Consider the following 20,232-nt stretch of genomic DNA (forward strand, 5'->3'; position numbering starts at 1 on the left):
CCTGCCTCTGATTGCATGGCGGGTACAAGGTGACAGCGCCACAGAACAGGGCTGGTATCACCCTGCAAAACCGTTCAATTTCACGACAAATGCGCGAAGGGAGGGTCGGCCATCGTCGATCTTTGGGAGGGACTGCGCCACGCCTTCTGGCTGATGGTCACATTTGATGCGGAGTTGGCAGAGATCGCTCTGCGCTCGCTTCGCGTCACCCTTACCGCGTTGTTGATCGCCTGCCTCATTGCCCTGCCCCTGGCCGCGCTCCTGGCTGTTCGGCGGTTCCGGTGGCGTCGCGCGACTATTGCGATGTTGAACGCATTGATGGGCCTGCCGCCGGTGGTGGTTGGCTTGATCGTTTACATCATGTTGTCCCGTTCGGGTCCTTTCGGCGCCTTGGGCCTCTTGTTCACGCCCACGGCCATGATCGTGGCGCAGGTCATCATCATCGTGCCGCTGATCGCGTCCATCGCACACCAGTCCCTGCGCGAACTGTGGGCGGAGTATCACGACCTTCTCATCTCCATGAATGTCACGCAGTCGCAGAAAATGCGAACCTTGCTTTGGGATGCACGGCGAGCCCTGTTGACCGCGGCATTGGCCGGTTTTGGTCGGGGTATCGGCGAAGTGGGGGCCATCATGATCGTCGGCGGCAACATCGACAATGCCACGCGCGTGTTGACCACCGCCATCGCGCTGGAAACCGGCAAAGGAGAATTTGCATTGGCCCTCGCGCTTGGCTTCATCCTTATCGCGCTTGCGCTGGGGGTGAACCTGACAATCCACTGGATTGGCCAAACGGAAAGGGACAGCCGGTGGTGACAGAGCTTTTTCCCCTGACTCTTAGCCAAGCCGAAACGTCACGGCGCGGCAAGCGGCTGGTTGGTCCAATTGACCTGTCACTGGACGGCAAGGGCCTGTGCGTTGTGATGGGGCCAAACGGATCAGGGAAGACAACCCTGTTGCGCCTGATGCACGGGACGGCGCGGCTGACGGGTGGGGCCGTCACATGGGCATGCCCAACGTCGGAGGCCCGGCATCACCAGGCGTTTGTCTTTCAACAACCAGTTGTCCTGCGCCGCACGGTCGAGGAAAACCTGACCTACCCGCTGCGCCTGCGCGGCGTTGGTCGGAAACCGGCGAAACACTCGGCGCACGAATGGGCCGAACGAGTCGGGTTGTCCGCGCATCTGAACAGACGCGCCATGGTGTTGTCAGGAGGCGAGCAACAGAAGCTGGCCATCGCCCGCGCGCTGATCACGGACCCGGCGCTTGTCTTTCTTGACGAACCCACCGCATCGCTTGATGGACGCGCCATGCGCGAGATCGAGGCGATACTGCTTCAGGCCAAGGCCGATGGCACACGGCTGATCCTGTCAACCCACGACATGGGCCAGGCGCGCCGCATTGCCGACATGGTCGTCTTCATGCTGGGTGGCAAGGTGCATGAAACCGGTGCGGCAAATATGTTTCTGAATGCGCCACGAACGCCCGAGGCACGGGCCTTTTTGCAAGGGGACATTGTCGTATGAAACAGGCAGTTTTTCTGGCGATGCTTTTGATTTTCGGAACGGCGGCACAGGCGGCGGATCAGATGCGCATGGCTGTCACAACGTCGTTCCATAACTCGGGCCTTGCGGACATATTGCTTCCTGAAATCGCCAAGGATCTGGACCTGGAGGTACAGTTGCTGGTCGTTGGGACAGGGCAGGCACTCAAACTTGGCCAAGCTGGCGATGTCGATGCAATCCTTGTCCATTCCCGTGCAGCAGAAGAGGCCTTCGTCGCCGAGGGCTATGGCACGCATCGGCGCGAAATTATGTATAACGATTTTGTCTTTGTCGGCCCCGCAGACGATCCCGCCCGCATCGCGACAAAGCAAGACACGCGCATGGCGCTGCAAGCCATCGCATCGGCACGTGCGTCTTTTGTCAGTCGCGGAGATGACAGTGGTACCCACAAAAAGGAACTGAGCCTTTGGAGGGACGCAGGACACGATGTGGACAGTTTCGGGCCGTGGTACCGCGCCGTCGGTGCAGGAATGGGGGCCGCGCTCAACACCGCTTCGGGCCTTGATGCTTACATCCTGTCGGACCGTGCCAGTTGGCTCAACTTCGGCAACAAGGGCGGGCTTGCGTTGCTCTTTGCGGGCGATCCGGTGCTGTTCAACCAGTACGCTTACTTACCGGTGAACCCCGCACGCCACGCACATGTTCGGGCTGACCTGACCGCAAGGCTTGAGGGATGGCTGACATCAGACCGGGCCAAAGAATTGATCAACGCGTACACCATCGATGACGAAACGCTATTCGTCTTCAATGCAGAGTAAGGTCCGCGAAAGGAGGCCGGTCGACCGCTTTCTTGACGCGCCCGGCGGACAGCAACGCAGCCATTGCGGTCGAACAGGTATGGCCCATTCGAAACTGCTTCAATGGTCGTGCCCGGTGTCCCCATGGACGGCGAATTGGTCCAGACCCGCGTCCTGCGGCTGAATCGTGCGGTATGCTTCGCGCACACCCGCCTCCGTCAACTCACGTGCAACTGTCAGCAACGTGTTGGGATCATGATCTTCGCACAGGTCGATCATCTGAGATATCTCTTCGGTCGCGACGGGCCGCGCGGCCTCAGCCGATGGTGCGCCGTAATATGTTACAAAATGCTGGGCCAGCAGATCGACAAGTTTCTCCAACTCGGTTTGTTCCAATTGCGTGACGGCGACAAAGGTCACGCGCCCTCCCGTTTCCAAGCCGAACCAGCCATTGGCGAAGGCCTGGCGCGCCTTGCCAGACAAATCGCCCTCGCCCCAGTTTGAAAACTCGAACCCGCCGGAAATGCACCATTCTCCGGTTCGCGCCGGTGAGGCAAAGACATTCATGTCGCTTTCGTCAAAATGGATCGCACGCGCAAGTTTCATGGCCCATCCTCCAGAACGGTTGTGAGCGGGATCAAATGGGTGGTTTTGTCGTCGCGCAAAAGCATTCCGAAATCCTCGTCCACGCCCAGAAATGCACCTGTTAGAGACTGATTTTGAACATCCTCACCCACGCCATGCGCCAACCCGCGCCATTCCGTGTGCAAGCTTGCCGATCCTTCATCTTCCCAGCGATTAAGCCAGTTCAGCGTATGCCGTGACCACGCTTCGAGAAGTGTCGGCGGCGCCACGTCGGCGCAACCTTCGGCAAACAGGGCCGTGTCGTCCGGCGTCAAACCCATGTCTTCTGACGGGGGCATTAGCGGCAAGGTGAAACCGATGACCAGCCAATCGGGCAAGGCTTCGGGATCACGCTCGGATGCCATGGCACGGAATCCGCCACACCGTGCACCGTTCACGCGGATCCCGCCCCACCAATCCAGATGCACCGAAACCTCGGGCGGGGCAAGCGCCCCCAACGCGTTTTGAAATCCCACACCGCACAATGGCAGCATGGTCATCGCCTTTGACAATGGCACCTCGGGCGCAAAGACCAGCGCCGCCTCCATTTCGGCCGCGCCCAGTTTATAGGCGATCAAGCCTGCATCACAGCCCAAGGTCGCCCGCATCACAGCATGATCAAAGGCGCGGTCCGGCGCTTCTTCTCCCCACATCAGCGGGGGGAATGTGAGGTCTGTGGCGACGCTCATGCAACGCCTACTTGGACAAGCGCAGCGGCCACATCCTGAAACGCCCTGGCCTGGGCACTATCGGGCTGGCTTACGGCGATGGGGGCACCCCCGTCGGCAGCGAGGCGTATCTGCAGATCCAACGGCACTTCGGCCAGCAGCGGCACACCCAGCTTCTCGGCTTCGGCCTTTACACCGCCATGTCCGAATACGTGTTCTTCATGTCCGCAACTTGAACAGATATGCGTGCTCATATTCTCGATCATACCAACGATCGGCACATGCAGTTGCTGGAACATGTCCACACCTTTGCGCGCATCCAAAAGGGCGACATCCTGCGGTGTAGAGACGATGATTGCCCCATCCACCGCAAATTTCTGCGACAGCGTCATCTGCACGTCACCCGTACCGGGCGGCAGATCCACAATCAGCACATCCAGGGCGCCCCACTGCACCTGCGTCATCATCTGTTGCAGCGCACCCATCAGCATCGGCCCGCGCCAGACAACCGCCTGGTCGTCGTTCATCATCAACCCGATGGACATCATGGTCACACCGTGGTTCCGCATCGGCAGGATGGTTTTGCCATCAGGCGAAGCGGGTCGACCGGAGACGCCCAGCATCCGCGGCTGAGATGGACCATAAACGTCTGCATCCAACAGGCCCACGCGCCGCCCCTGTTGCGCCAACGCACAGGCGAGGTTGGCGGAGACAGTGGATTTGCCGACGCCGCCCTTGCCTGACGCCACCGCCAGAATGCGGTTGATGCCGGGGACCTTCTGGGGGCCTTTCGGCTCTGCGGCGCGTTGTGGTTTCAAGTCTGGCGGCGGGGCCTTCTCGGTGTGGCCGGTCAGGATTATGGACACGGTTTCAATCCCGTGTAGTGCGCCAACCGCCGCCTCCGCCTTTGCTTTCACAGCCTCATACTCGGCCGCTTGCGCCGGGTTGATCTCCATCACGAAACGGACTGTACCGCCGTCGACGTTCAAGGCCCGCATCACGCCCGAAGACACAATGTCGCCGCCTGGCGCCTCGATCCCTTTCAAGGCGTCCAGAACCTGTTCCCTGCCTGTTTTCACGGTTCAGTCCTGTCCCTTGATCTCGCCCGTGACCTCGTGGGTCATGTCCAGTTCATTGATGGTGATGACGGCCTTGACCGCATAGGTCTTGCCGCTGGTATCCGCCTCGCGCATGGCCTCTTCAATCGCCTGTTGCGAGGTCACGCCGACCTGCTTCAGGAACTTGCGCATGGACATGTTGAAATCGTCGCTCATGGCTCGGGTCTCCCTATCGTTGACGGATCGCGTGGCAGCGACTTACGCTAAGCTCATGCGACTTGTTATGGTGATCTTGGCCTTGTTGCCCTGTTTGGCAATGGCCGATGACAAGCGGGTGGAGTTCTATGCCCCGCCTGCGTTGGTCGAAAGCGGACTGATCAAGCATATCGCGCCGCGCTTTTCGCTGAAAACCCAGGTTCGGGTCGAAATCGTGGACGATCCGGGCGCGGCGGAACTGGTGTTGGGCCCTGAGGGGAGCGCGCTGTTTTCCGGTTTGGGTAAGGTCTGGCACATGGACTTGCGCAGTGACGGTAAGGGCGCACAGCGCTTTGCAGACTGGCTTGCTTCCGATGTGGGCCGCCGCACGGTTCAGAGTTTTGCCCCCGACGGTGTGCAGATCTTTACAGAGCCGAAGGTGGAAAAGACTGTCGTGGCCGAGGTCGAGATGACCGGCAATGCGGTGGCGGGACAGGAGGCCTCGTGGGCCAAATGCGGGCGCTGTCATGTGACGGAACGGGGCAGGGGCGGCTTTGGCATCGGATCGACCCCCAGCTTTTTCGTAATGCGCGGGTTCGAAGATTGGCAGGCGCGCTTCGCCGGGTTCTATGTGTTGAAGCCGCACGCCGCGTTCACACAGTTGGAGGGGGTCACGGACCCGTTTCCCATCGACCGCCCGTCGCCTATTGCGCCAATCGAATTGACGCTGGACGATCTGGAGGCGATCCTTGCCTACGTGGCCGCGTTGGCCCCGGCCGATCTGGGCGATCCTTTGATCCATCAGTGATCGCGTCGTTTTGACAGGTAGTCATCGGTGGTGCGCACGCGGGGTCGTTCGCCACCCTGGAACGGGTTGTCGTCAGCGTGGAACTGCGCCGTGACCCGGCAATTGTCGCACATCTGGATCATGCGCAGCTTGTCGCCCGTGAACATGGCATGGTCCTGCAGCTTTTCCGTGATCCGGTCGATGGCAGATTTGGAGCCGAACAGCGCGCCGCATTCAATGCAGGGAAACGGTTCTTCCTCGTTCAGCACCACTTGGGTCAGCGCCGCGTCGGTCAGGTTCAGGCGCGGTTCGTAAGCAATCGCGTCTTCGGGGCAGATATTAGCGCACAGGCCGCATTGCAGGCAGGCGTTTTCCTGAAACCGTAGTTGCGGCTTGTCTGAGTTGTCACCCAAAGCGCCGGAGGGGCAAAACGACACGCAGGACAGGCACAGCGTGCAGGCATCGGTGTCGACCAGCACCACACCGTAAGGCGCGCCGTCGGGCAGCGCGATGCTGTCGGTGTCGGGGTGCAGCGCCTTGGCCGCTTGGCGTGCGATCTGGCGCCGCGTGCCCATGGGGCGGACGGGGGTCGCGACGGGGGCCGTGGCCGTGGCCGCGTAAAGCGCGTCGCTCATGGCGTCCGGGTCGGGTGTGTCGAGCAGGGTGGCCTTGCCGTCGCCTGCGATGGCGGTGGTGAGCGCGATTTGCGTCGATAACGCTGCCACATCCGCCTTGGGGCCGGGCAAGAGCGTGACGCTCGCGAACCCTGCGGCAAGGGCGGCAACCGCCTCGGCGTGGCCAAAGGCGCCGATGGCCGACATCTCAAGCGGGATAGTATCGGCAGGCAGGCCGCGCCCGTGGCGGGCCGACAGGCGGATCATTTCGGCCCCATGGCTGTCATGGACCAGAAGGCGGGGGGCGGTGCCGCCCGCGTCTAGGAATGCCTTGGCCATGGTCTGGACCCGGCGCATGGTCAGGTCCACGGGCGGCGCGTCATAGGTGATGGCCCCCGACGGGCAGGCGGCGGAACAGGCACCGCAGCCGGCGCAGATCATCGGGTCGATTGCAACATGGTCCCCGGCGGAGGTGATGGCCCCGGTGGGACACAGGTCAAGGCAGTTGGTGCACCCCGTCTGTTCCGCGCGGGAATGGGCGCAGAGCAGGGGGGCGGTTTTGACATAAAGCGTCTTTTCGAAGGTGCCGGTCAGGTGCGAGGCGGCGAGGATGGCTGCCGCGACACCGGGCGCGTGGCTTGGGTCCGCGCGTAGATAGCCGTCGCGCTTTTCATGGGCCGGGAACAGGGGTGTATCGCCGCGCAGGTCGAGCAGGATGTCGCATTGCGATCGTGCGCCGTCTTGCGGGTCCGTCAGGGTAAACGCCCCGCGCCCGCCCGGTTCGATCTGTTGCAGGGCGTCGATGACCACCTCGAACTGTGCGAACGCGCCGGACGCGCGGCGCAGTGTGCCCACCACCACGTCATAGGCGCGGGTGTCGGGGATGTCGGCGGCGTCCGACAGCAGGACGGTGACGCCCAGATGATCCTTGAGCTGTTCGGCGGCATCGATCGCGACAGCGGCGGGGCCGAGGATCAGGCACAGCCCTTCGCTGACCACATCAAGCGTCTTTTCCGGCTCGGACGGCAGCATGGCGTCAGCGATGAGTGCAGACATTTTGGGCAGTTTCGGGGCGGCATCGTCGCTCCACCCGGCGCGGTCGCGCAGGTCCAGAGTGGGGGGTGCAGGCAAGTCCAGACCCTCTGCCAACTCCTCGAACACGCGGGCTTCCTGGGTGCAGCAAAAAACTGCGTCGCCCCGCTCAAGTGCGGCTTGGGCCCGGTCCAACTGAGCAGTGCAGAGCGCTGAACAGGGTGGGAGGACGTCGAGGCCGGTCGCCTGCGACAACCCCTCTGCGTCGATGGCTTGAGTACCCAGACAATCGCATGTTATCAGTGACTTGGCCACGTCATTCCCCTTGCTGCGACGGTTCAATTCCCTACCGTCCGGCTGGATGTTTCGTGCAGCGTAGCCATGATTCGCAGCGGTTCACAAACCGTTTTCCAGATCAACCGCGCCCCGAAGAGGTTCTTATTTCGGTCCGCTGATTCGCGATTCGGTATGCAACTGTATTCCCGACTGAAATAGTCGTGATGGACATTTCGACCCTGCGCGCGACGGACCCCGGGTCAGGCTGGCCAAATTGCCTTGGCGCTTCCGTATCAAGCTGTTTCGGCAACATGCCGCTTTGAGGATGAATTTTTTGGCAGTTTTATGACGGCCAAGGGAGGACATAGGGTGATCCGAAACCCCGAACAGTACCAAACCATGCCTCTGGGCGTCGTGTTGCGGCGCTTGCCGGGTGTGACGCGTTGGGCCTCCTATTCCTGGAAAGCCGTGGCTGTCTTGCCTGGTGCTGGCCCGGCCGATTGGCAGGAGATGCGGCACGAAGGTGAAGCCGTGGAGTACCACGCCGCCACCTTGCCGCTGGACCTGCATGGGGCCGAGACGGAGGCGTATCTGCACGGCTTGTCCGCGGAGGTGCCCAGTATCTACGTCGTGATGCGGGAATGCCCCGGCGATCAGCCGCTTGAGGTGTTGTTGGTCACGGCTTCGCCCTACGAGGCGCAGGACTATACCGACAGCGGCGAAGAGATTGTCGAGAAGGTGCCGATGCCTGCCGGTTTGATGGCGTGGGTGCAGGGCTTTGTCACCGACTTCCACCAGGACGAAGTGTTCATCAAGCGCAAACGCGACAAGAAGCGCACCGACCTGACGCAGGACGGCATTGGTGATCCGAGGATTTCATCGGCGGCGGACATCTATGCGTCTCCTGCGCGGCAACGGAGGCGGGTGCATTGAGCGCGACACGCGACTTCTGGTCCCGCCGACGTGCCGGGGTAGAGGCCGAGGAGCAGGCACTGGAGGCGCGTGCCGTCGAGGCGCAGGATGCGGAACTGGCCGAGCGCCCGGACGAAGAGATTTTGGCCGAGTTGAACCTGCCCGAGCCGGAGGCGCTGGACAGCCCCGATTCGGTGCAGGAATTCCTGAAGGCCGAGGTGCCGCAGCGCTTGAAGACCCGCGCGCTGCGCCGCTTGTGGCGGCTGAACCCGATGCTCGCCAATCTGGATGGGCTGGTGGATTACGGTGAGGATTACACTGACGCGGCCACGGTCATCGAGAACATGCAGACCGTCTATCAGGTCGGCAAAGGCATGATGACGGCCTTCCTTGAGGACGAGGAAGAGGAGGCTGAAGAGGCCCCCGTCGAAGAGATCGACGAGATTGCAGACGAAGAAGAAGAGGCGCCGCTGATTGCCGCCGCCGAACCCACCCCCTTGCCCGAACCGGAGCCCGAGCCGCCTGCGATGCCGCAGCGCCGGATGCGGTTTGCGTTTGATACTGCCTGATGGAAGAGCCGAAGATGACAGCCGCCGAAGACACTTCAATCGCTGACATGGATCGCGCGCGTGCGGATCTCTACAACTTTCTCGGCGCGTTGCTGGCGGGGCCACCGGATGAGATGTTGCTGAGCCAGACCGCGGGTCTGAGCGGGGATGCCACGGAGCTGGGGCAGGCGATTGGGACGCTGTCCAAGCTGGCCAAAGTCACCAAGCCCAAGGCGGCGGAGTCCGAGTTCAACAAGTTGTTCATCGGTCTGGGGCGGGGCGAATTGCTGCCCTTTGCGAGCTACTACCTCACCGGGTTTCTCAACGAAAAACCGCTGGCGACCCTGCGCCAGGACATGGGCCGGATCGGCATGCAGCGATCCGAGACGGTGTTTGAGCCCGAGGACAGTATCGCAAGCCTGATGGAGATGATGGGCGCGATGATCGTGGGCCGGTTTGGCACGCCTGCGGACATCACGGCGCAAAAGACGTTTTTCAACAAGCATATCGGCCCGTGGGCCGGACACTTTTTCACCGATCTGGAGGAGGCGAAGACGTCGGTTTTCTATTCGCCCGTCGGCACGGTGGGGAAGATTTTCATGGCCGTGGAGGCGGAAGCCTTCCGGATGAGCGGCGCTGAATGAGGCGTCAAAAGGGGTGCGGCGACGCATCCGCAACAGCGAGAGGAGACGATCGCATGAGCAAGAAAGATGATGGTGCATCGCGCCGCGACTTTCTGAAGCTGGCCGGAACGGCAGCCCCCGCAGCAGCGGTGGCGGTTGCATCGGCAGGCGGGGCGCAGGCGGCGGCAGAGCCGGACCTGGCTTTGGAAAAGATGCAGGATACCGCGCATACGCGTGCGTATTTTGAGAGCGCCAAGTTTTAAACTGCGCAAGAAGATCGCAACGCCCGGGAATAAGCCCGGACGGGGCAGGAGATCAGCGACTGGTTGCGTGACGCCCGACTGCTGAGACCCATTGAGAGACCAAGCGAGCCATTCGGGAACGATGGCAAGCAAGGGAGGAAGCAACAATGCTTAGGAAAAAGACCAACGGGGTTGCGCGACGCCCCCAGCGGACAAGTATCCTGACCGAAGCGGCAAACGCTTCGGTAGACCGGCGCGCGTTTCTGCGCGGATCGGGACTGGTGATCGGGGGCCTGTCGGCCATTGCCGCCACGGGCGGAACCGTCACCCAGGCCAACGCTGCCACGGCGGCAGCGGGCAAAGTGGATTTGAAAAAGACGGTGTGCACGCACTGCTCGGTCGGCTGTACGGTCGTGGCCGAGGTGCAGGACGGTGTCTGGACGGGGCAAGAACCCGGCTGGGACAGCCCGTTCAACCTTGGTGCGCATTGCGCCAAAGGGGCTGCCGTACGTGAGCACGCCCATGGTGAGCGCCGCCTCAAGTACCCGATGAAGAAAGAAAACGGGGAATGGAAGCGCGTTTCCTGGGAACAAGCCATCGACGAGATCGGCGGCGGCATGATGAACATCCGCGAGGAAAGCGGCCCGGACAGCGTCTACTGGCTCGGCTCGGCCAAGCATAACAACGAACAGGCCTATCTGTTCCGCAAGTTCGCGGCCTACTGGGGCACGAACAACGTGGATCACCAGGCGCGGATCTGTCACTCGACCACCGTTGCGGGTGTTGCGAACACATGGGGCTACGGCGCCATGACCAACAGCTACAACGACATCCATAACTCCAAGGCGATCTTTATCATTGGCGGCAACCCGGCGGAGGCGCACCCGGTGTCCCTGCTGCACCTGCTGCGCGCCAAGGAGCAAAACAACGCCCCTGTCATCGTGTGTGACCCGCGCTTTACCCGCACGGCTGCCCACGCGGATGAATATGTACGCTTCCGTCCCGGTTCGGACGTGGCGCTGGTCTGGGGTATCCTCTGGCACATCTTCGACAACGGGTGGGAAGATCAGGAATTCATCCGCACCCGCGTCTGGGGCATGGACCAGATCAAGGAAGAAGTAGCCAAGTGGACGCCCGACGAAGTCGAGCGTGTCACAGGCGCGCCTGGAAGCCAACTCAAGCGCGTGGCGCGGACGCTGGCCAACAACCGCCCCGGCACCGTGATCTGGTGCATGGGTGGTACGCAGCACACCAACGGCAACAACAACACCCGCGCCTACTGCATCCTGCAACTGGCCCTGGGCAACATGGGCACCAGCGGCGGCGGCACCAACATCTTCCGCGGCCACGACAACGTGCAGGGCGCCACGGACCTTGGTGTTCTGTCCCACACGCTGCCCGGCTATTACGGTCTGTCCGCAGGCGCTTGGGGCCACTGGGCCCGCGTCTGGAGTGAAGATTCCGACTGGCTGGCCGATCAGTTTGCCAAGGTTACGGGCGCTGATGGCAAGGAGAAGTCGCTTCAGAACCTCACCGGTATTCCGGTGTCGCGCTGGATCGACGGTGTGCTGGAAGATCCCGAGAACACGGATCAGCCTGCCAAAGTCCGCGCTATGGTTCTGTGGGGCCACGCGCCGAACTCGCAGACCCGCATGGTCGAAATGAAGAAGGCGATGGAGCAGCTGGATATGCTGGTTGTCATCGACCCCTTCCCGACCGTGTCTGCCGTGTTGCACGACCGCACGGATGGTGTGTATCTGCTGCCCGCCTGCACCCAGTTCGAAACGCGTGGCTCTGTCACCGCGTCGAACCGGTCGATCCAGTGGCGTGAAAAGGTCATTGATCCGCTGTTTGAATCCAAGCGGGATGAAGAGATCATTGCCCTCTTCGCCCAGAAGTTCGGCTTCCATGACCGTATCTTCCGCAACATCAAGCTGGAAGAAGACGGCCTGACGCCCGAACCCGAAGACACGCTGCGCGAGATCAATCGCGGCATGTGGACGGTGGGATATACCGGTCAAAGCCCCGAGCGCATCAAGAAGCACATGGCGAACCAGCACACGTTTGATCGCACCACCTTGCAGGCCATTGGTGGCCCGGCAGATGGCGATTACTACGGTCTGCCGTGGCCCAGCTGGGGCACGCCCGAGATGAACCACCCGGGCACGCCGAACCTCTATGACATGTCCAAGCCCGTGGCCGAAGGTGGTCTGACCTTCCGCGCGCGCTTTGGCGTCGAACGGGACGGCGACAACCTGCTGGCCGAAGGGGTCTATAGTGTTGGGTCGGAAATTCAGGATGGATACCCTGAATTCACGATGCAGATGCTGATGGACCTAGGCTGGGACAGCGATCTGACGGACGAGGAGCGCGCGGCAATCGACGCCGTTGCTGGCCCCGAGACCAACTGGAAGACCGACCTGTCGGGCGGCATCCAGCGGGTGGCGATCAAGCATGGCTGCGCACCCTTCGGGAACGCGAAGGCCCGCGCGGTCGTGTGGACATTCCCCGATCCAGTGCCTGTCCACCGCGAGCCTCTGTATTCCAACCGCAGGGACCTTGTGGCCGACTATCCCACCTACGAAGACCGGAAGTTCTATCGCCTGCCGACGATGTACGCATCGATCCAGAAGCAGGATTTCTCGAAGGACTACCCGATCATCCTCACCTCTGGCCGTCTGGTCGAGTACGAGGGCGGCGGGGATGAAACCCGGTCCAACCCTTGGCTGGCCGAGCTGCAGCAGGACATGTTTGTCGAAATCAACCCGCGTGACGCCAACAATCTGGGCGTGCGGGACGGCAGCCAGGTCTGGGTCGAAGGGCCCGAAGGCGGCAAGGTCAAGGTTATGGCGATGGTCACAAACCGGGTGGGCGAAGGCGTGGCCTTTATGCCCTTCCACTTTGGCGGTCATTTCCAGGGAGAGGATCAACGCTCGAAATATCCCGAAGGTGCAGATCCGTATGTGTTGGGTGAAAGCACCAACACGGCCCAGACCTATGGCTATGATTCAGTAACCCAGATGCAAGAGACTAAAGCGACTCTCTGCAAAATCTGGACAGCGTAAGGAGGATTACGACATGGCATTAGGAGGACAGGCGAGAGCCAAGTTCCTGTGTGACGCCGAGCGCTGCATTGAATGCAACGCTTGCGTGACGGCTTGTAAGAACGAGCATGAGGTGCCTTGGGGCATCAACCGCCGCCGCGTGGTCACCATCAATGATGGTGATCCCGGCGAACGGTCGATTTCCGTGGCCTGCATGCACTGTTCGGATGCACCTTGTATGGCGGTCTGCCCGGTAGACTGCTTTTATCAGAACGAGGAAGGAGTGGTACTCCACTCCAAGGACCTCTGCATCGGGTGTGGATATTGCTTTTACGCGTGCCCCTTCGGCGCGCCGCAATTCCCGCAGGCCGGCAACTTTGGGTCCCGCGGCAAGATGGACAAGTGTACCTTCTGCGCCGGTGGCCCCGAAGAAACCCACTCGACCGCCGAATTCGCCAAGTACGGGCGCAACCGGATCGCCGAGGGCAAGCTGCCCATCTGCGCCGAGATGTGTTCCACGAAGGCCCTGCTGGCGGGTGATGGCGACGTCGTGTCAGCCATCTACCGCGAGCGTGTGGTGGCCCGTGGCTTCGGCTCGGGCGCGTGGGGCTGGGGTTCAGCCTATGGGCGTCAGGACGGCTGAATGCCGCTGACCCTAGACAAAGAGAAAGGCCCCACCGGGGCCTTTCCCATACTGACGTGGCAAGCGGGTCGTTGCCCCCAGCAGCCACGCCGCGCCGCAGTGCGGCCTTTAATTTTCACGCCGACAGGTCAGCGCAAGACGGGGTCGGTAGGTACGAGTGGCCATGGCGCCGTTTGTGCATTGGCCGCTGACCGTAATTGGCGCGCTGCCCCGCACGATTGCGCGGCGGGTTTCATCGAATTCTTCACTCGACGGGCACCGGTTCTGGTTGCCGTTGGCGCAAGGCGTATTCATGCGCTCACCCCAGTTCAGGCACACCTGGTCCAGGGCATCGGGATCAAAGCTGTCGTAGACGACAGACCCGGAAATCGCGTTGCGCGACCCGTTGAACGTCTGGGTCTGGGTGCCACCCGGTCCGCTGATGCGGATCCAGTTGATTCCCTCCGCACAGGACGCCGTCGCGCTCCAGCGGATCGACCGTTGCGCGGTATAGGCGTTGCCTGCAGGTTGCGTGCGCTCCCATTCGTGGTTGGCTGGATCGCCGCCCTGCCCCGCAATGGGACGGACAAAGACCGTGACAGCATGGTCGGCTTGCGGCTGTCGCAGCACGACAAAGCCCGGCGCGCCAGAGGGCGGCTGACCCTCTGTGCCGACCGAAAGGTGGTTATTCGCGACCGCCGGGACCGGCAGCATCGCAGCGATACAAATCGCAAAACAAAAACGTCTTCGCATTGTGGATCTCCTAAAAATTGGCTGGTCAAAGAAAAGTGCGCGGAAAATGAAAGTTGCGCGCCTTACTGTACCACCGCGCCGCAATTGGGCCTATGCGGGTATTCACTACCGCTTTGCTTTGCTTCTTCTTCACATGGGAAAGGTCACTCATGAGGCTGATAATCGCGTTCTGTTTTGTCCTTGTTGCTGCTCTGGCGCAGTTCGCGCCAGCACAGGCGCAAGAGGTGGTGGAAACCGACCGGTCCGCCACGGGTGGTGCGCAAACGCTTGAAGACATCCTGGCCCGCCAGCGCGGGGAAGAGGTTGCGCCGAGGACAGGCGACGCCGCAGGAGCGGCGCAGGAGCTGTCGGGCCAGTTGGGCACGCTGGGTGGCGCGTCTGACCCGGATTTGTGGCGCGCGCTGCGCTATGGGTCGGCGGACATCACCGTGTCATCGGGGGGCGAGGTTGCGTCCGTTCTTATGCAAGACGGTGGAATGGCGTGGCTTGAGTTCCGGCAGGGGTCGCTTGCGAAATACGGCGGTTATCTGCTGCTTGGGACAATTGCGCTTTTGCTGGTGTTCTTTGTCCTGCGCGGCCGCGTGAAGCTGGATTATGAAAAAACAGGCCGTACCGTGACACGGTTCAAGACCTTTGAACGCGCGTCACACTGGCTGCTTGCCGGTTCGTTTATTCTGCTTGGCCTGACGGGCCTGTTGACCCTGTTCGGGCGGATGTTCATCGCGCCCTATATCTCCAAGGATTTCAACGCGACGCTGTTGCTGGCATCGAAGTACGTTCACAACAATGTGGCGTGGGCGTTCATCGTGGCGCTGGTTGCCGTGTTCTTTCTGTGGATCTGGCACAATATTCCGAACCGCACGGACATCACGTGGTTTGCTCAAGCCGGCGGCATCGTCGGGTCCAAGCACCCCCCGGCCAAGAAATTCAACGGGGGTCAGAAAATCATCTTCTGGTCTGTGATTCTGCTGGGCGGCTCAATCTCGTTGTCCGGCATATCACTGCTATTCCCCTTTGAATTGCCGATGTTCATGAAGACCTTTGACCTGATGCGCAGTGTGGGAATCGAAAGCCTGCCCCTCTACGGGCCGCTGCCGACGGCATTGGCCCCGCATGAAGAGATGCAGTACGCGCAAGCCTGGCACGCCATCGTCGCCTTTGTGTTGATGGCGATCATCATCGCCCACATCTACATCGGATCGGTCGGCATGGAGGGTGCCTATGACGCGATGGGCACGGGCGAGGTGGACGAGGCCTGGGCCCGGCAACACCATTCGCTGTGGCTGGAAGAACTGGAGGCAAAGGGCAAGGCGGCACCAAAAGATGCGACGCCAGCTGAGTAGCCTTTTACTGTGTTTGGCCCTGCCCCTGAGTGCGCAGGAGTTCACCACCTACAAGGGACACGGCGGACCAATCATGGCGCTTGATGTGTCGCCCGAGGGTGCGCTGGCCTCTGCCAGTTTTGACAACTCGGTCGGGATATGGCCGGGGCCGAAGTGGCTGGAAGGGCATGATGCAGCCGTGACGGCACTGAACTACGAAGTCGCGCCCGCGATCCTTTCAGGAAGCGACGACTTTCGCGTCCTGTTCTGGCGTCCAGACCTGCCTGATCCGATTGAAGTTACCAAAATGAGGGGCAAGATCAGTGCCATTGCCGCTGCATCGCGGCCAAACCGAATTGCCATTGGCAGCTGGGATGGCGCCGTCCGGCTGCTCAGCAGCTCTGATCTGCTGCGCGCAAATGATGCAGCCCTTTTAGAGTTCAGCGCGCAGGATTTGCACGGCCACCGGTCCAATGTGACGGATGTTGTGTTTTCGCCGACTGGCATGCTGTATTCCGCGTCCTCCGATGGCACAGTACGCATCTGGGCGGAGGGTGAGTCCCGGGTCATTGCCAATCAGGGCTTTGGGATCAACCGGATCATCGTGACCGATACATGGCTTGCGTATGGCGCTGTCGACGGCACTACGCGGGTGATCAACGTAGAGACGGGCGATCAGATTGCCGACTTTACCCTCGACCGCCGTCCCATCCTGTCAATGGACCACCACGCGCCCACCGGGCAACTCGCCATTGGCGATGGTGAAGGGCATATCATGATGGTGGACACCAACAGCTGGCGCATCACGCGCGACTTCCGGGCGATGCGGCAGGGGCCCGTCTGGGCGCTCGCGTTTTCCACCGATGGCACCGTGATACATGCCGGTGGGATCGATGATGTGATCTATGCCTGGCCCGTGGCGCTGCTGGACACTTACGATCCGGCAGGCGGGGACACGCGCAGCTTCCTGCGAGATGCTGACACAATGAGCAACGGTGAACGGCAGTTCATGCGCAAATGCTCCATCTGCCACAGCCTTGAGAACGGGCCATCACGCAAGGCGGGGCCAACGCTGTATGGCGTGTTTGGGCGCAAGGCGGGTGTCGTGCCGGATTATCGCTACTCGCCAACGCTTGATGGCTCTGCCATCATCTGGAACGACGCCACGATTGACGCGCTCTTTGACGTAGGCCCGGATCACTATATCCCGGGGTCAAAGATGCCGATGCAGGTGATCGCCGCACCACAGGATCGCGCCGACCTGATCGCATTCCTGCGCACGGCAACCAAGGAGAACAGAAAATGAAAGCGATGATGATGGGTTTTGCCGCGATGGTTGTGATCTCTGTCGGGTCGTATTTTGTGCTGCAAGAGCTTGGGTTTTCGTCTGGTGCCGTGAACTCGGGCGACGCGGTGCGTTTGGACTGACACAATGAATGCGCCACCCAGCCATACGCTTGATATGTACGGCACCTCGTTGTCGGGCGCGTCGATCCTAGTTATCGATGATGAACCCGGCATGCGGCACTTTTTGACCAAGACTTTGGAACCGCGGGTCAAGCGGGTCGAGGCGGTTGGATCCCCCGTGCAGGCGACCAAGGCCCTGGATGATGCACAATACGATCTGGTGATCATTGACAACTTGATGCCGGGCGGCACGGGTCTGGATTGGCTGACGGAACAGAAGCGCAAAGGGTTTTTTGCGGATGCGATCCTGATCACGGCATATGCCGATCTGGAAACCGCGATTGCGGCGCTGCGGGCCGGTGTAAGCGACTTTGTCCTCAAACCGTTCCGCGCCAATCAGATCCTGGGTGCAGTGGCCCGCACGCTGGACCGAAAGTATCTGCAACGCGACAACACTCTGTTGCGGCGTGAATTGTCGTCGGGCAATGGGCATGGCAAATTGCTGGGCGGGTCCGAGCCGATGGAAGACGTGCGCGCGATGCTGGCGCGACTGGCGCCGCTGCCCACGCCTGTGCTGTTCACCGGGGCAAGCGGCACCGGCAAGGAGATGGCTGCGCGCCATCTGCATGATCTGTCGGACCGCGGTGAGGCACCGTTTGTGCCCGTGAACTGCGCGACGATACAACCCGACCGCTTTACCGAAGAGTTGTTTGGCGTGGTCGAGGCCGAGGATCGGTTGAAACCTGGTCTTTTGCTGCTTGCCGATGGCGGCACCCTGCTGCTGGACGAAATCGCACAAATGCCCGAGACGGTGCAGGCGGCCCTTCTGCGCGTTCTTGAAGACAAGAAAGTGCGCCCTGTGGGCGCAGAACGCGAGATCCCATTGAACGTCCGATTTCTCTTTGCCACCAATGACGACATCGAGGCATCCGTGGCGGCCGGCCGGTTCCGCGCGGATCTCTATCACCGTATCCATGTCGTCAAGATCGAGATGCCGCCGCTCAAGGACCGGATGGACGACATAGTCGAGCTGGCTGCGCATTTCATGGCACAGTTTTCTGCGTCGCTTGCCATGCCATCGCTGGATCTGAATGAGGAAACACTGCTGAAACTACGCCGCTATGGCTGGCCCGGCAATGTACGAGAATTGCGCAACCTGATCGAACGGTCCGTAATCCTCGGCGCATTCCCCGAGGAATTCTCGGGTCATGGCAGTGTGACAGGCACCCAGGCCATCGAGAACCTGGATTTGGTGGTGCAGCGCCATATCCTGCGGATGCTTGATCTGTGCGGAGGCAACCGGGCGGAAGCGGCGCGGCGTCTGGGCGTATCACGCAAGACCATTGACCGGAAAATGGTCGCCTGGTCCGGGTAGAATCTTTGCTCCCGTCAGGTAAAAACCACAAGATGACTGTTAAAGGAAACTGTATGCGCCTTGAGTTGGGCAAGCCCCAGTTCCACCAGCGTATGCACACAGCCCAGCCCGTCCGTGATCAGGCATGGTCCAACTGGTGTCGCGCACAGAGCACACACACCCGTTGCCTTGTGCGTTCCCGCAATCTGTCCAACCGCGTCAAATTGGAACGCGCAATTGCCCGGCCGGGCAGGATATGGTCGGTGATTGTAAGCTCCACATCCGCAGATACTGGCAGCGCGACAACATACAGGATCACGGCAAGGCGCATGTCAAAGACTTTCCAGAATGCGGATTAGGGCCGCGCGATCGGGCGGCGGCATGTCCAAATAGGGCCAGATCAGTTGAAAGCTTTTCTCCGGCTGCCCAACCAGGCAATGGGTCACGTGTTTTGGCGTATGGCAGGAAATGCAGCCGGTTTCGTAGAACACCTGCTTGCCCAGCAATACGTCGGGATCGTCAATGTCACGCCGTGCGGGCACGCCCAAGATTGAGGAATAGAACGACACGAGTTGAAGTCCCAGATCCGCAAGCTCAACACCATCATGATCTGCCGTATTTCCGTTTGAGGCCGCACGGCATGCGACCTGAGCCAGCGTGCAATCGCCACACCCTGCCGGGTGCAACGATGTAAGAATGCCGTTATCCCCTGCAAACGCGCCTGCCGACTGTTCCCACACCGATGGCTTGCCAGCCTGCAGACCAAAGCGCCCCAGCATCGGAACCCCATACTCGGCTGACATAACAATTTGGGGGCGCCCGGATATACCATCGCCACCCGCATCATCGGGTTCGGCAAGCGCCAAGACGTCCGCGACCGGGATGGCGTCCAACAGCCCAAGACCGATCATTTGCGGCGCGACACGGGCGCTGAGCATGGCGTCCGGATGCAACGGTCCATAGCCAAGATGCGTCACGGCATAGTCCTGTGTACGCAGCGATGCGGTCTTGCCCCCCAACAGGTCGATCACCTGTTCTTGTACGTGACCTTCAGCTTGGCTTCGGCATGTATACCTGCGACCGAGAGACCCTGTATTTGCCCACTGTAGTTGGGATCAGGACCTGTTGCGATGAAATCTTCGATCTCTGGCGGTGTCGGCCCGCCAGGTATCGACACGCGCACCAGCATGGATGTCGGCAAGCTGAACTTCGGCACGTGCGAGGCAAGGCACAATCGCGATCACGAAAAGCGGCGGAAAGGTTGCGATACCCGCCATAACTTATAAATATACTCAGGAATTTAAGTTGGCGAGGCGATTCCCGCCCTGCTCCCGCCGGAGACCCTGCGACATGGCGCCCTTACGAATGGAAATGGCGGCAGACCAGCGCCGCGCACGGCCGTTGCCACGCGTCTCACCCCAGGGTCTGGCCTTTCTCGACTGTCTACGTGTCACGTCCATGGCCTGCCGCGCCAAGCCCCGCGCGGACCTGTTCGAGGCCTGTGCGCTGTTGCATGCCACCCGGTCCGCCAGCGTCTCTGCTCATGCCGAGGCGCTAATGCGCTGTCTGAACCAGGCTTTGCGTAAGCACCCGCGCCTGCACGCGCCCGGCACGGACGAAATGACCTTTGATGAAAAGTGGTTGGTGCAGTTGGGCCAAGCCAATGTGCGGGACGATGACGCAAGCATGGCGTTCCTTTTGCAATCCCGTATCGTGCCTGAACATCAGCGGCTGATCAAATTCCTGATTGGGCGTATTTCAGAGTCATTCGCACTAGTTTAGAATAATTCTAAAAACTTCTTGCTTATCCGGGAAGGCTGTCTACCTTCTATGGGGCCAGCCAGCAAAA

General features: G+C 61.0%; 23 protein-coding genes. 15 read left to right on the forward strand and 8 right to left on the reverse strand.

Features of this window, described 5'->3' with window-relative positions:
* Nucleotides 1-111 precede the first annotated feature (111 nt).
* The 3 genes from Q0844_RS11050 to Q0844_RS11060 are packed head-to-tail and all read left to right on the forward strand — an operon-like array spanning nucleotide 112 to nucleotide 2,323.
* On the forward strand, nucleotides 112-816 hold the full coding sequence (locus tag Q0844_RS11050) for an ABC transporter permease (protein WP_299045291.1): 705 nt from the start codon (nucleotides 112-114) through the stop codon (nucleotides 814-816).
* Nucleotides 813-1,526, forward strand: coding sequence for an ATP-binding cassette domain-containing protein (locus Q0844_RS11055; RefSeq protein ID WP_299044724.1), 714 nt, complete (start codon nucleotides 813-815; stop codon nucleotides 1,524-1,526). Before Q0844_RS11050 ends, Q0844_RS11055 begins: the two co-directional genes overlap by 4 nt.
* A complete protein-coding gene (locus tag Q0844_RS11060; RefSeq protein ID WP_299044726.1) occupies nucleotides 1,523-2,323 on the forward strand; it encodes a substrate-binding domain-containing protein in 801 nt (266 codons plus the stop codon). Before Q0844_RS11055 ends, Q0844_RS11060 begins: the two co-directional genes overlap by 4 nt.
* 99 nt (nucleotides 2,324-2,422) lie before the next feature.
* On the opposite strand, the gene Q0844_RS11065 is transcribed toward Q0844_RS11060, so the two are convergent.
* From Q0844_RS11065 to Q0844_RS11080, 4 genes are read right to left on the reverse strand one after another with little or no spacing between them, the layout of a single operon-like run.
* Nucleotides 2,423-2,908: a DUF6505 family protein gene (locus tag Q0844_RS11065; protein WP_299044727.1), complete on the reverse strand. Its 486-nt coding sequence runs from the start codon at nucleotides 2,906-2,908 to the stop codon at nucleotides 2,423-2,425.
* The gene (locus tag Q0844_RS11070; protein WP_299044729.1) at nucleotides 2,905-3,615 is read right to left on the reverse strand and encodes a biotin/lipoate--protein ligase family protein; all 711 of its coding nucleotides are present in this window, start codon (nucleotides 3,613-3,615) and stop codon (nucleotides 2,905-2,907) included. The genes Q0844_RS11065 and Q0844_RS11070 overlap by 4 nt, the downstream gene beginning before the upstream one ends.
* Nucleotides 3,612-4,673 carry an Mrp/NBP35 family ATP-binding protein gene (locus Q0844_RS11075; RefSeq protein WP_299044731.1) on the reverse strand — a complete coding sequence of 354 codons (1,062 nt, stop codon included), beginning with the start codon at nucleotides 4,671-4,673 and terminating at the stop codon, nucleotides 3,612-3,614. Before Q0844_RS11075 ends, Q0844_RS11070 begins: the two co-directional genes overlap by 4 nt.
* A gap of 3 nt (nucleotides 4,674-4,676) precedes the next feature.
* Nucleotides 4,677-4,868, reverse strand: coding sequence for a DUF6494 family protein (locus tag Q0844_RS11080; RefSeq protein ID WP_299044733.1), 192 nt, complete (start codon nucleotides 4,866-4,868; stop codon nucleotides 4,677-4,679).
* A 55-nt stretch (nucleotides 4,869-4,923) separates the two neighbouring features.
* Here Q0844_RS11080 and Q0844_RS11085 point away from each other — a divergent pair, with 55 nt between their 5' ends.
* A complete protein-coding gene (locus Q0844_RS11085) occupies nucleotides 4,924-5,655 on the forward strand; it encodes a hypothetical protein (protein WP_299044734.1) in 732 nt (243 codons plus the stop codon).
* Here the strand turns inward: Q0844_RS11085 and Q0844_RS11090 are convergent.
* On the reverse strand, nucleotides 5,649-7,595 hold the full coding sequence (locus tag Q0844_RS11090) for a 4Fe-4S binding protein (protein ID WP_299044736.1): 1,947 nt from the start codon (nucleotides 7,593-7,595) through the stop codon (nucleotides 5,649-5,651). The genes Q0844_RS11085 and Q0844_RS11090 overlap by 7 nt on opposite strands.
* A 360-nt stretch (nucleotides 7,596-7,955) precedes the next feature.
* Between Q0844_RS11090 and Q0844_RS11095 the strand changes: the two genes are divergently transcribed.
* The 6 genes from Q0844_RS11095 (at nucleotide 7,956) to fdh3B (ending at nucleotide 13,568) form a co-directional block, all read left to right on the forward strand.
* Nucleotides 7,956-8,489 (forward strand): DUF3305 domain-containing protein, encoded by a 534-nt coding sequence (locus tag Q0844_RS11095; protein ID WP_299045293.1) that lies wholly within the window; start codon nucleotides 7,956-7,958, stop codon nucleotides 8,487-8,489.
* A complete protein-coding gene (locus Q0844_RS11100) occupies nucleotides 8,486-9,037 on the forward strand; it encodes a DUF3306 domain-containing protein (RefSeq protein WP_299044739.1) in 552 nt (183 codons plus the stop codon). Before Q0844_RS11095 ends, Q0844_RS11100 begins: the two co-directional genes overlap by 4 nt.
* Before the next feature lie 14 nt (nucleotides 9,038-9,051).
* Nucleotides 9,052-9,660 carry a molecular chaperone TorD family protein gene (locus Q0844_RS11105; RefSeq protein WP_299045295.1) on the forward strand — a complete coding sequence of 203 codons (609 nt, stop codon included), beginning with the start codon at nucleotides 9,052-9,054 and terminating at the stop codon, nucleotides 9,658-9,660.
* 53 nt (nucleotides 9,661-9,713) lie between these two features.
* The gene (locus Q0844_RS11110; protein ID WP_299044742.1) at nucleotides 9,714-9,902 is read left to right on the forward strand and encodes a twin-arginine translocation pathway signal protein; all 189 of its coding nucleotides are present in this window, start codon (nucleotides 9,714-9,716) and stop codon (nucleotides 9,900-9,902) included.
* Nucleotides 9,903-10,048: 146 nt separating this feature from the next.
* Nucleotides 10,049-12,946: a formate dehydrogenase subunit alpha gene (locus Q0844_RS11115; protein WP_299044744.1), complete on the forward strand. Its 2,898-nt coding sequence runs from the start codon at nucleotides 10,049-10,051 to the stop codon at nucleotides 12,944-12,946.
* 13 nt (nucleotides 12,947-12,959) lie between these two features.
* The gene (gene fdh3B / locus Q0844_RS11120) at nucleotides 12,960-13,568 is read left to right on the forward strand and encodes a formate dehydrogenase FDH3 subunit beta (RefSeq protein WP_039689579.1); all 609 of its coding nucleotides are present in this window, start codon (nucleotides 12,960-12,962) and stop codon (nucleotides 13,566-13,568) included.
* Between the two features lie 108 nt (nucleotides 13,569-13,676).
* Here fdh3B and Q0844_RS11125 read toward each other — a convergent pair whose 3' ends face one another.
* On the reverse strand, nucleotides 13,677-14,300 hold the full coding sequence (locus Q0844_RS11125) for a hypothetical protein (RefSeq protein WP_299044747.1): 624 nt from the start codon (nucleotides 14,298-14,300) through the stop codon (nucleotides 13,677-13,679).
* Nucleotides 14,301-14,449: 149 nt separating this feature from the next.
* Between Q0844_RS11125 and Q0844_RS11130 the strand changes: the two genes are divergently transcribed.
* From Q0844_RS11130 to Q0844_RS11145, 4 genes are read left to right on the forward strand one after another with little or no spacing between them, the layout of a single operon-like run.
* A complete protein-coding gene (locus Q0844_RS11130; RefSeq protein ID WP_299044748.1) occupies nucleotides 14,450-15,643 on the forward strand; it encodes a formate dehydrogenase subunit gamma in 1,194 nt (397 codons plus the stop codon).
* Nucleotides 15,624-16,928, forward strand: coding sequence for a c-type cytochrome (locus tag Q0844_RS11135; RefSeq protein ID WP_299044750.1), 1,305 nt, complete (start codon nucleotides 15,624-15,626; stop codon nucleotides 16,926-16,928). The genes Q0844_RS11130 and Q0844_RS11135 overlap by 20 nt, the downstream gene beginning before the upstream one ends.
* The gene (locus Q0844_RS11140; protein WP_299044751.1) at nucleotides 16,925-17,050 is read left to right on the forward strand and encodes a hypothetical protein; all 126 of its coding nucleotides are present in this window, start codon (nucleotides 16,925-16,927) and stop codon (nucleotides 17,048-17,050) included. Before Q0844_RS11135 ends, Q0844_RS11140 begins: the two co-directional genes overlap by 4 nt.
* A gap of 4 nt (nucleotides 17,051-17,054) precedes the next feature.
* Complete coding sequence (locus Q0844_RS11145) at nucleotides 17,055-18,404, forward strand: sigma-54 dependent transcriptional regulator (RefSeq protein WP_299044753.1); 1,350 nt, start codon at nucleotides 17,055-17,057, stop codon at nucleotides 18,402-18,404.
* 311 nt (nucleotides 18,405-18,715) lie between these two features.
* Here Q0844_RS11145 and Q0844_RS11150 read toward each other — a convergent pair whose 3' ends face one another.
* Both Q0844_RS11150 and Q0844_RS20910 read right to left on the reverse strand, forming a co-directional pair.
* Nucleotides 18,716-19,414 (reverse strand): di-heme oxidoredictase family protein, encoded by a 699-nt coding sequence (locus Q0844_RS11150; protein ID WP_366522993.1) that lies wholly within the window; start codon nucleotides 19,412-19,414, stop codon nucleotides 18,716-18,718.
* The gene (locus tag Q0844_RS20910; RefSeq protein WP_366522994.1) at nucleotides 19,411-19,599 is read right to left on the reverse strand and encodes a hypothetical protein; all 189 of its coding nucleotides are present in this window, start codon (nucleotides 19,597-19,599) and stop codon (nucleotides 19,411-19,413) included. The genes Q0844_RS11150 and Q0844_RS20910 overlap by 4 nt, the downstream gene beginning before the upstream one ends.
* Nucleotides 19,600-19,733: 134 nt before the next feature.
* On the opposite strand from Q0844_RS20910, the gene Q0844_RS11155 reads away from it, so the two are divergent.
* On the forward strand, nucleotides 19,734-20,165 hold the full coding sequence (locus tag Q0844_RS11155) for a hypothetical protein (protein WP_299044755.1): 432 nt from the start codon (nucleotides 19,734-19,736) through the stop codon (nucleotides 20,163-20,165).
* Nucleotides 20,166-20,232: the final 67 nt, after the last annotated feature.

The organism is uncultured Tateyamaria sp., assembly GCF_947503465.1.
Lineage (GTDB): Bacteria > Pseudomonadota > Alphaproteobacteria > Rhodobacterales > Rhodobacteraceae > Tateyamaria.

Bases quoted from the DNA above. Each gene is read 5' to 3' on its own strand.
- Q0844_RS11060 (WP_299044726.1), top strand. From the start codon at position 1,523: ATGAAACAGGCAGTTTTTCTGGCGATGCTTTTGATTTTCGGAACGGCG.
- Q0844_RS11065 (WP_299044727.1), bottom strand. From the start codon at position 2,908: ATGAAACTTGCGCGTGCGATCCATTTTGACGAAAGCGACATGAATGTC.
- Q0844_RS11070 (WP_299044729.1), bottom strand. From the start codon at position 3,615: ATGAGCGTCGCCACAGACCTCACATTCCCCCCGCTGATGTGGGGAGAA.
- Q0844_RS11080 (WP_299044733.1), bottom strand. From the start codon at position 4,868: ATGAGCGACGATTTCAACATGTCCATGCGCAAGTTCCTGAAGCAGGTC.
- Q0844_RS11085 (WP_299044734.1), top strand. From the start codon at position 4,924: ATGCGACTTGTTATGGTGATCTTGGCCTTGTTGCCCTGTTTGGCAATG.
- Q0844_RS11095 (WP_299045293.1), top strand. From the start codon at position 7,956: ATGCCTCTGGGCGTCGTGTTGCGGCGCTTGCCGGGTGTGACGCGTTGG.
- Q0844_RS11105 (WP_299045295.1), top strand. From the start codon at position 9,052: ATGACAGCCGCCGAAGACACTTCAATCGCTGACATGGATCGCGCGCGT.
- Q0844_RS11110 (WP_299044742.1), top strand. From the start codon at position 9,714: ATGAGCAAGAAAGATGATGGTGCATCGCGCCGCGACTTTCTGAAGCTG.
- Q0844_RS11115 (WP_299044744.1), top strand. From the start codon at position 10,049: ATGCTTAGGAAAAAGACCAACGGGGTTGCGCGACGCCCCCAGCGGACA.
- fdh3B (WP_039689579.1), top strand. From the start codon at position 12,960: ATGGCATTAGGAGGACAGGCGAGAGCCAAGTTCCTGTGTGACGCCGAG.
- Q0844_RS11125 (WP_299044747.1), bottom strand. From the start codon at position 14,300: ATGCGAAGACGTTTTTGTTTTGCGATTTGTATCGCTGCGATGCTGCCG.
- Q0844_RS11130 (WP_299044748.1), top strand. From the start codon at position 14,450: ATGAGGCTGATAATCGCGTTCTGTTTTGTCCTTGTTGCTGCTCTGGCG.
- Q0844_RS11135 (WP_299044750.1), top strand. From the start codon at position 15,624: ATGCGACGCCAGCTGAGTAGCCTTTTACTGTGTTTGGCCCTGCCCCTG.
- Q0844_RS11140 (WP_299044751.1), top strand. From the start codon at position 16,925: ATGAAAGCGATGATGATGGGTTTTGCCGCGATGGTTGTGATCTCTGTC.
- Q0844_RS11145 (WP_299044753.1), top strand. From the start codon at position 17,055: ATGAATGCGCCACCCAGCCATACGCTTGATATGTACGGCACCTCGTTG.
- Q0844_RS11155 (WP_299044755.1), top strand. From the start codon at position 19,734: ATGGCGCCCTTACGAATGGAAATGGCGGCAGACCAGCGCCGCGCACGG.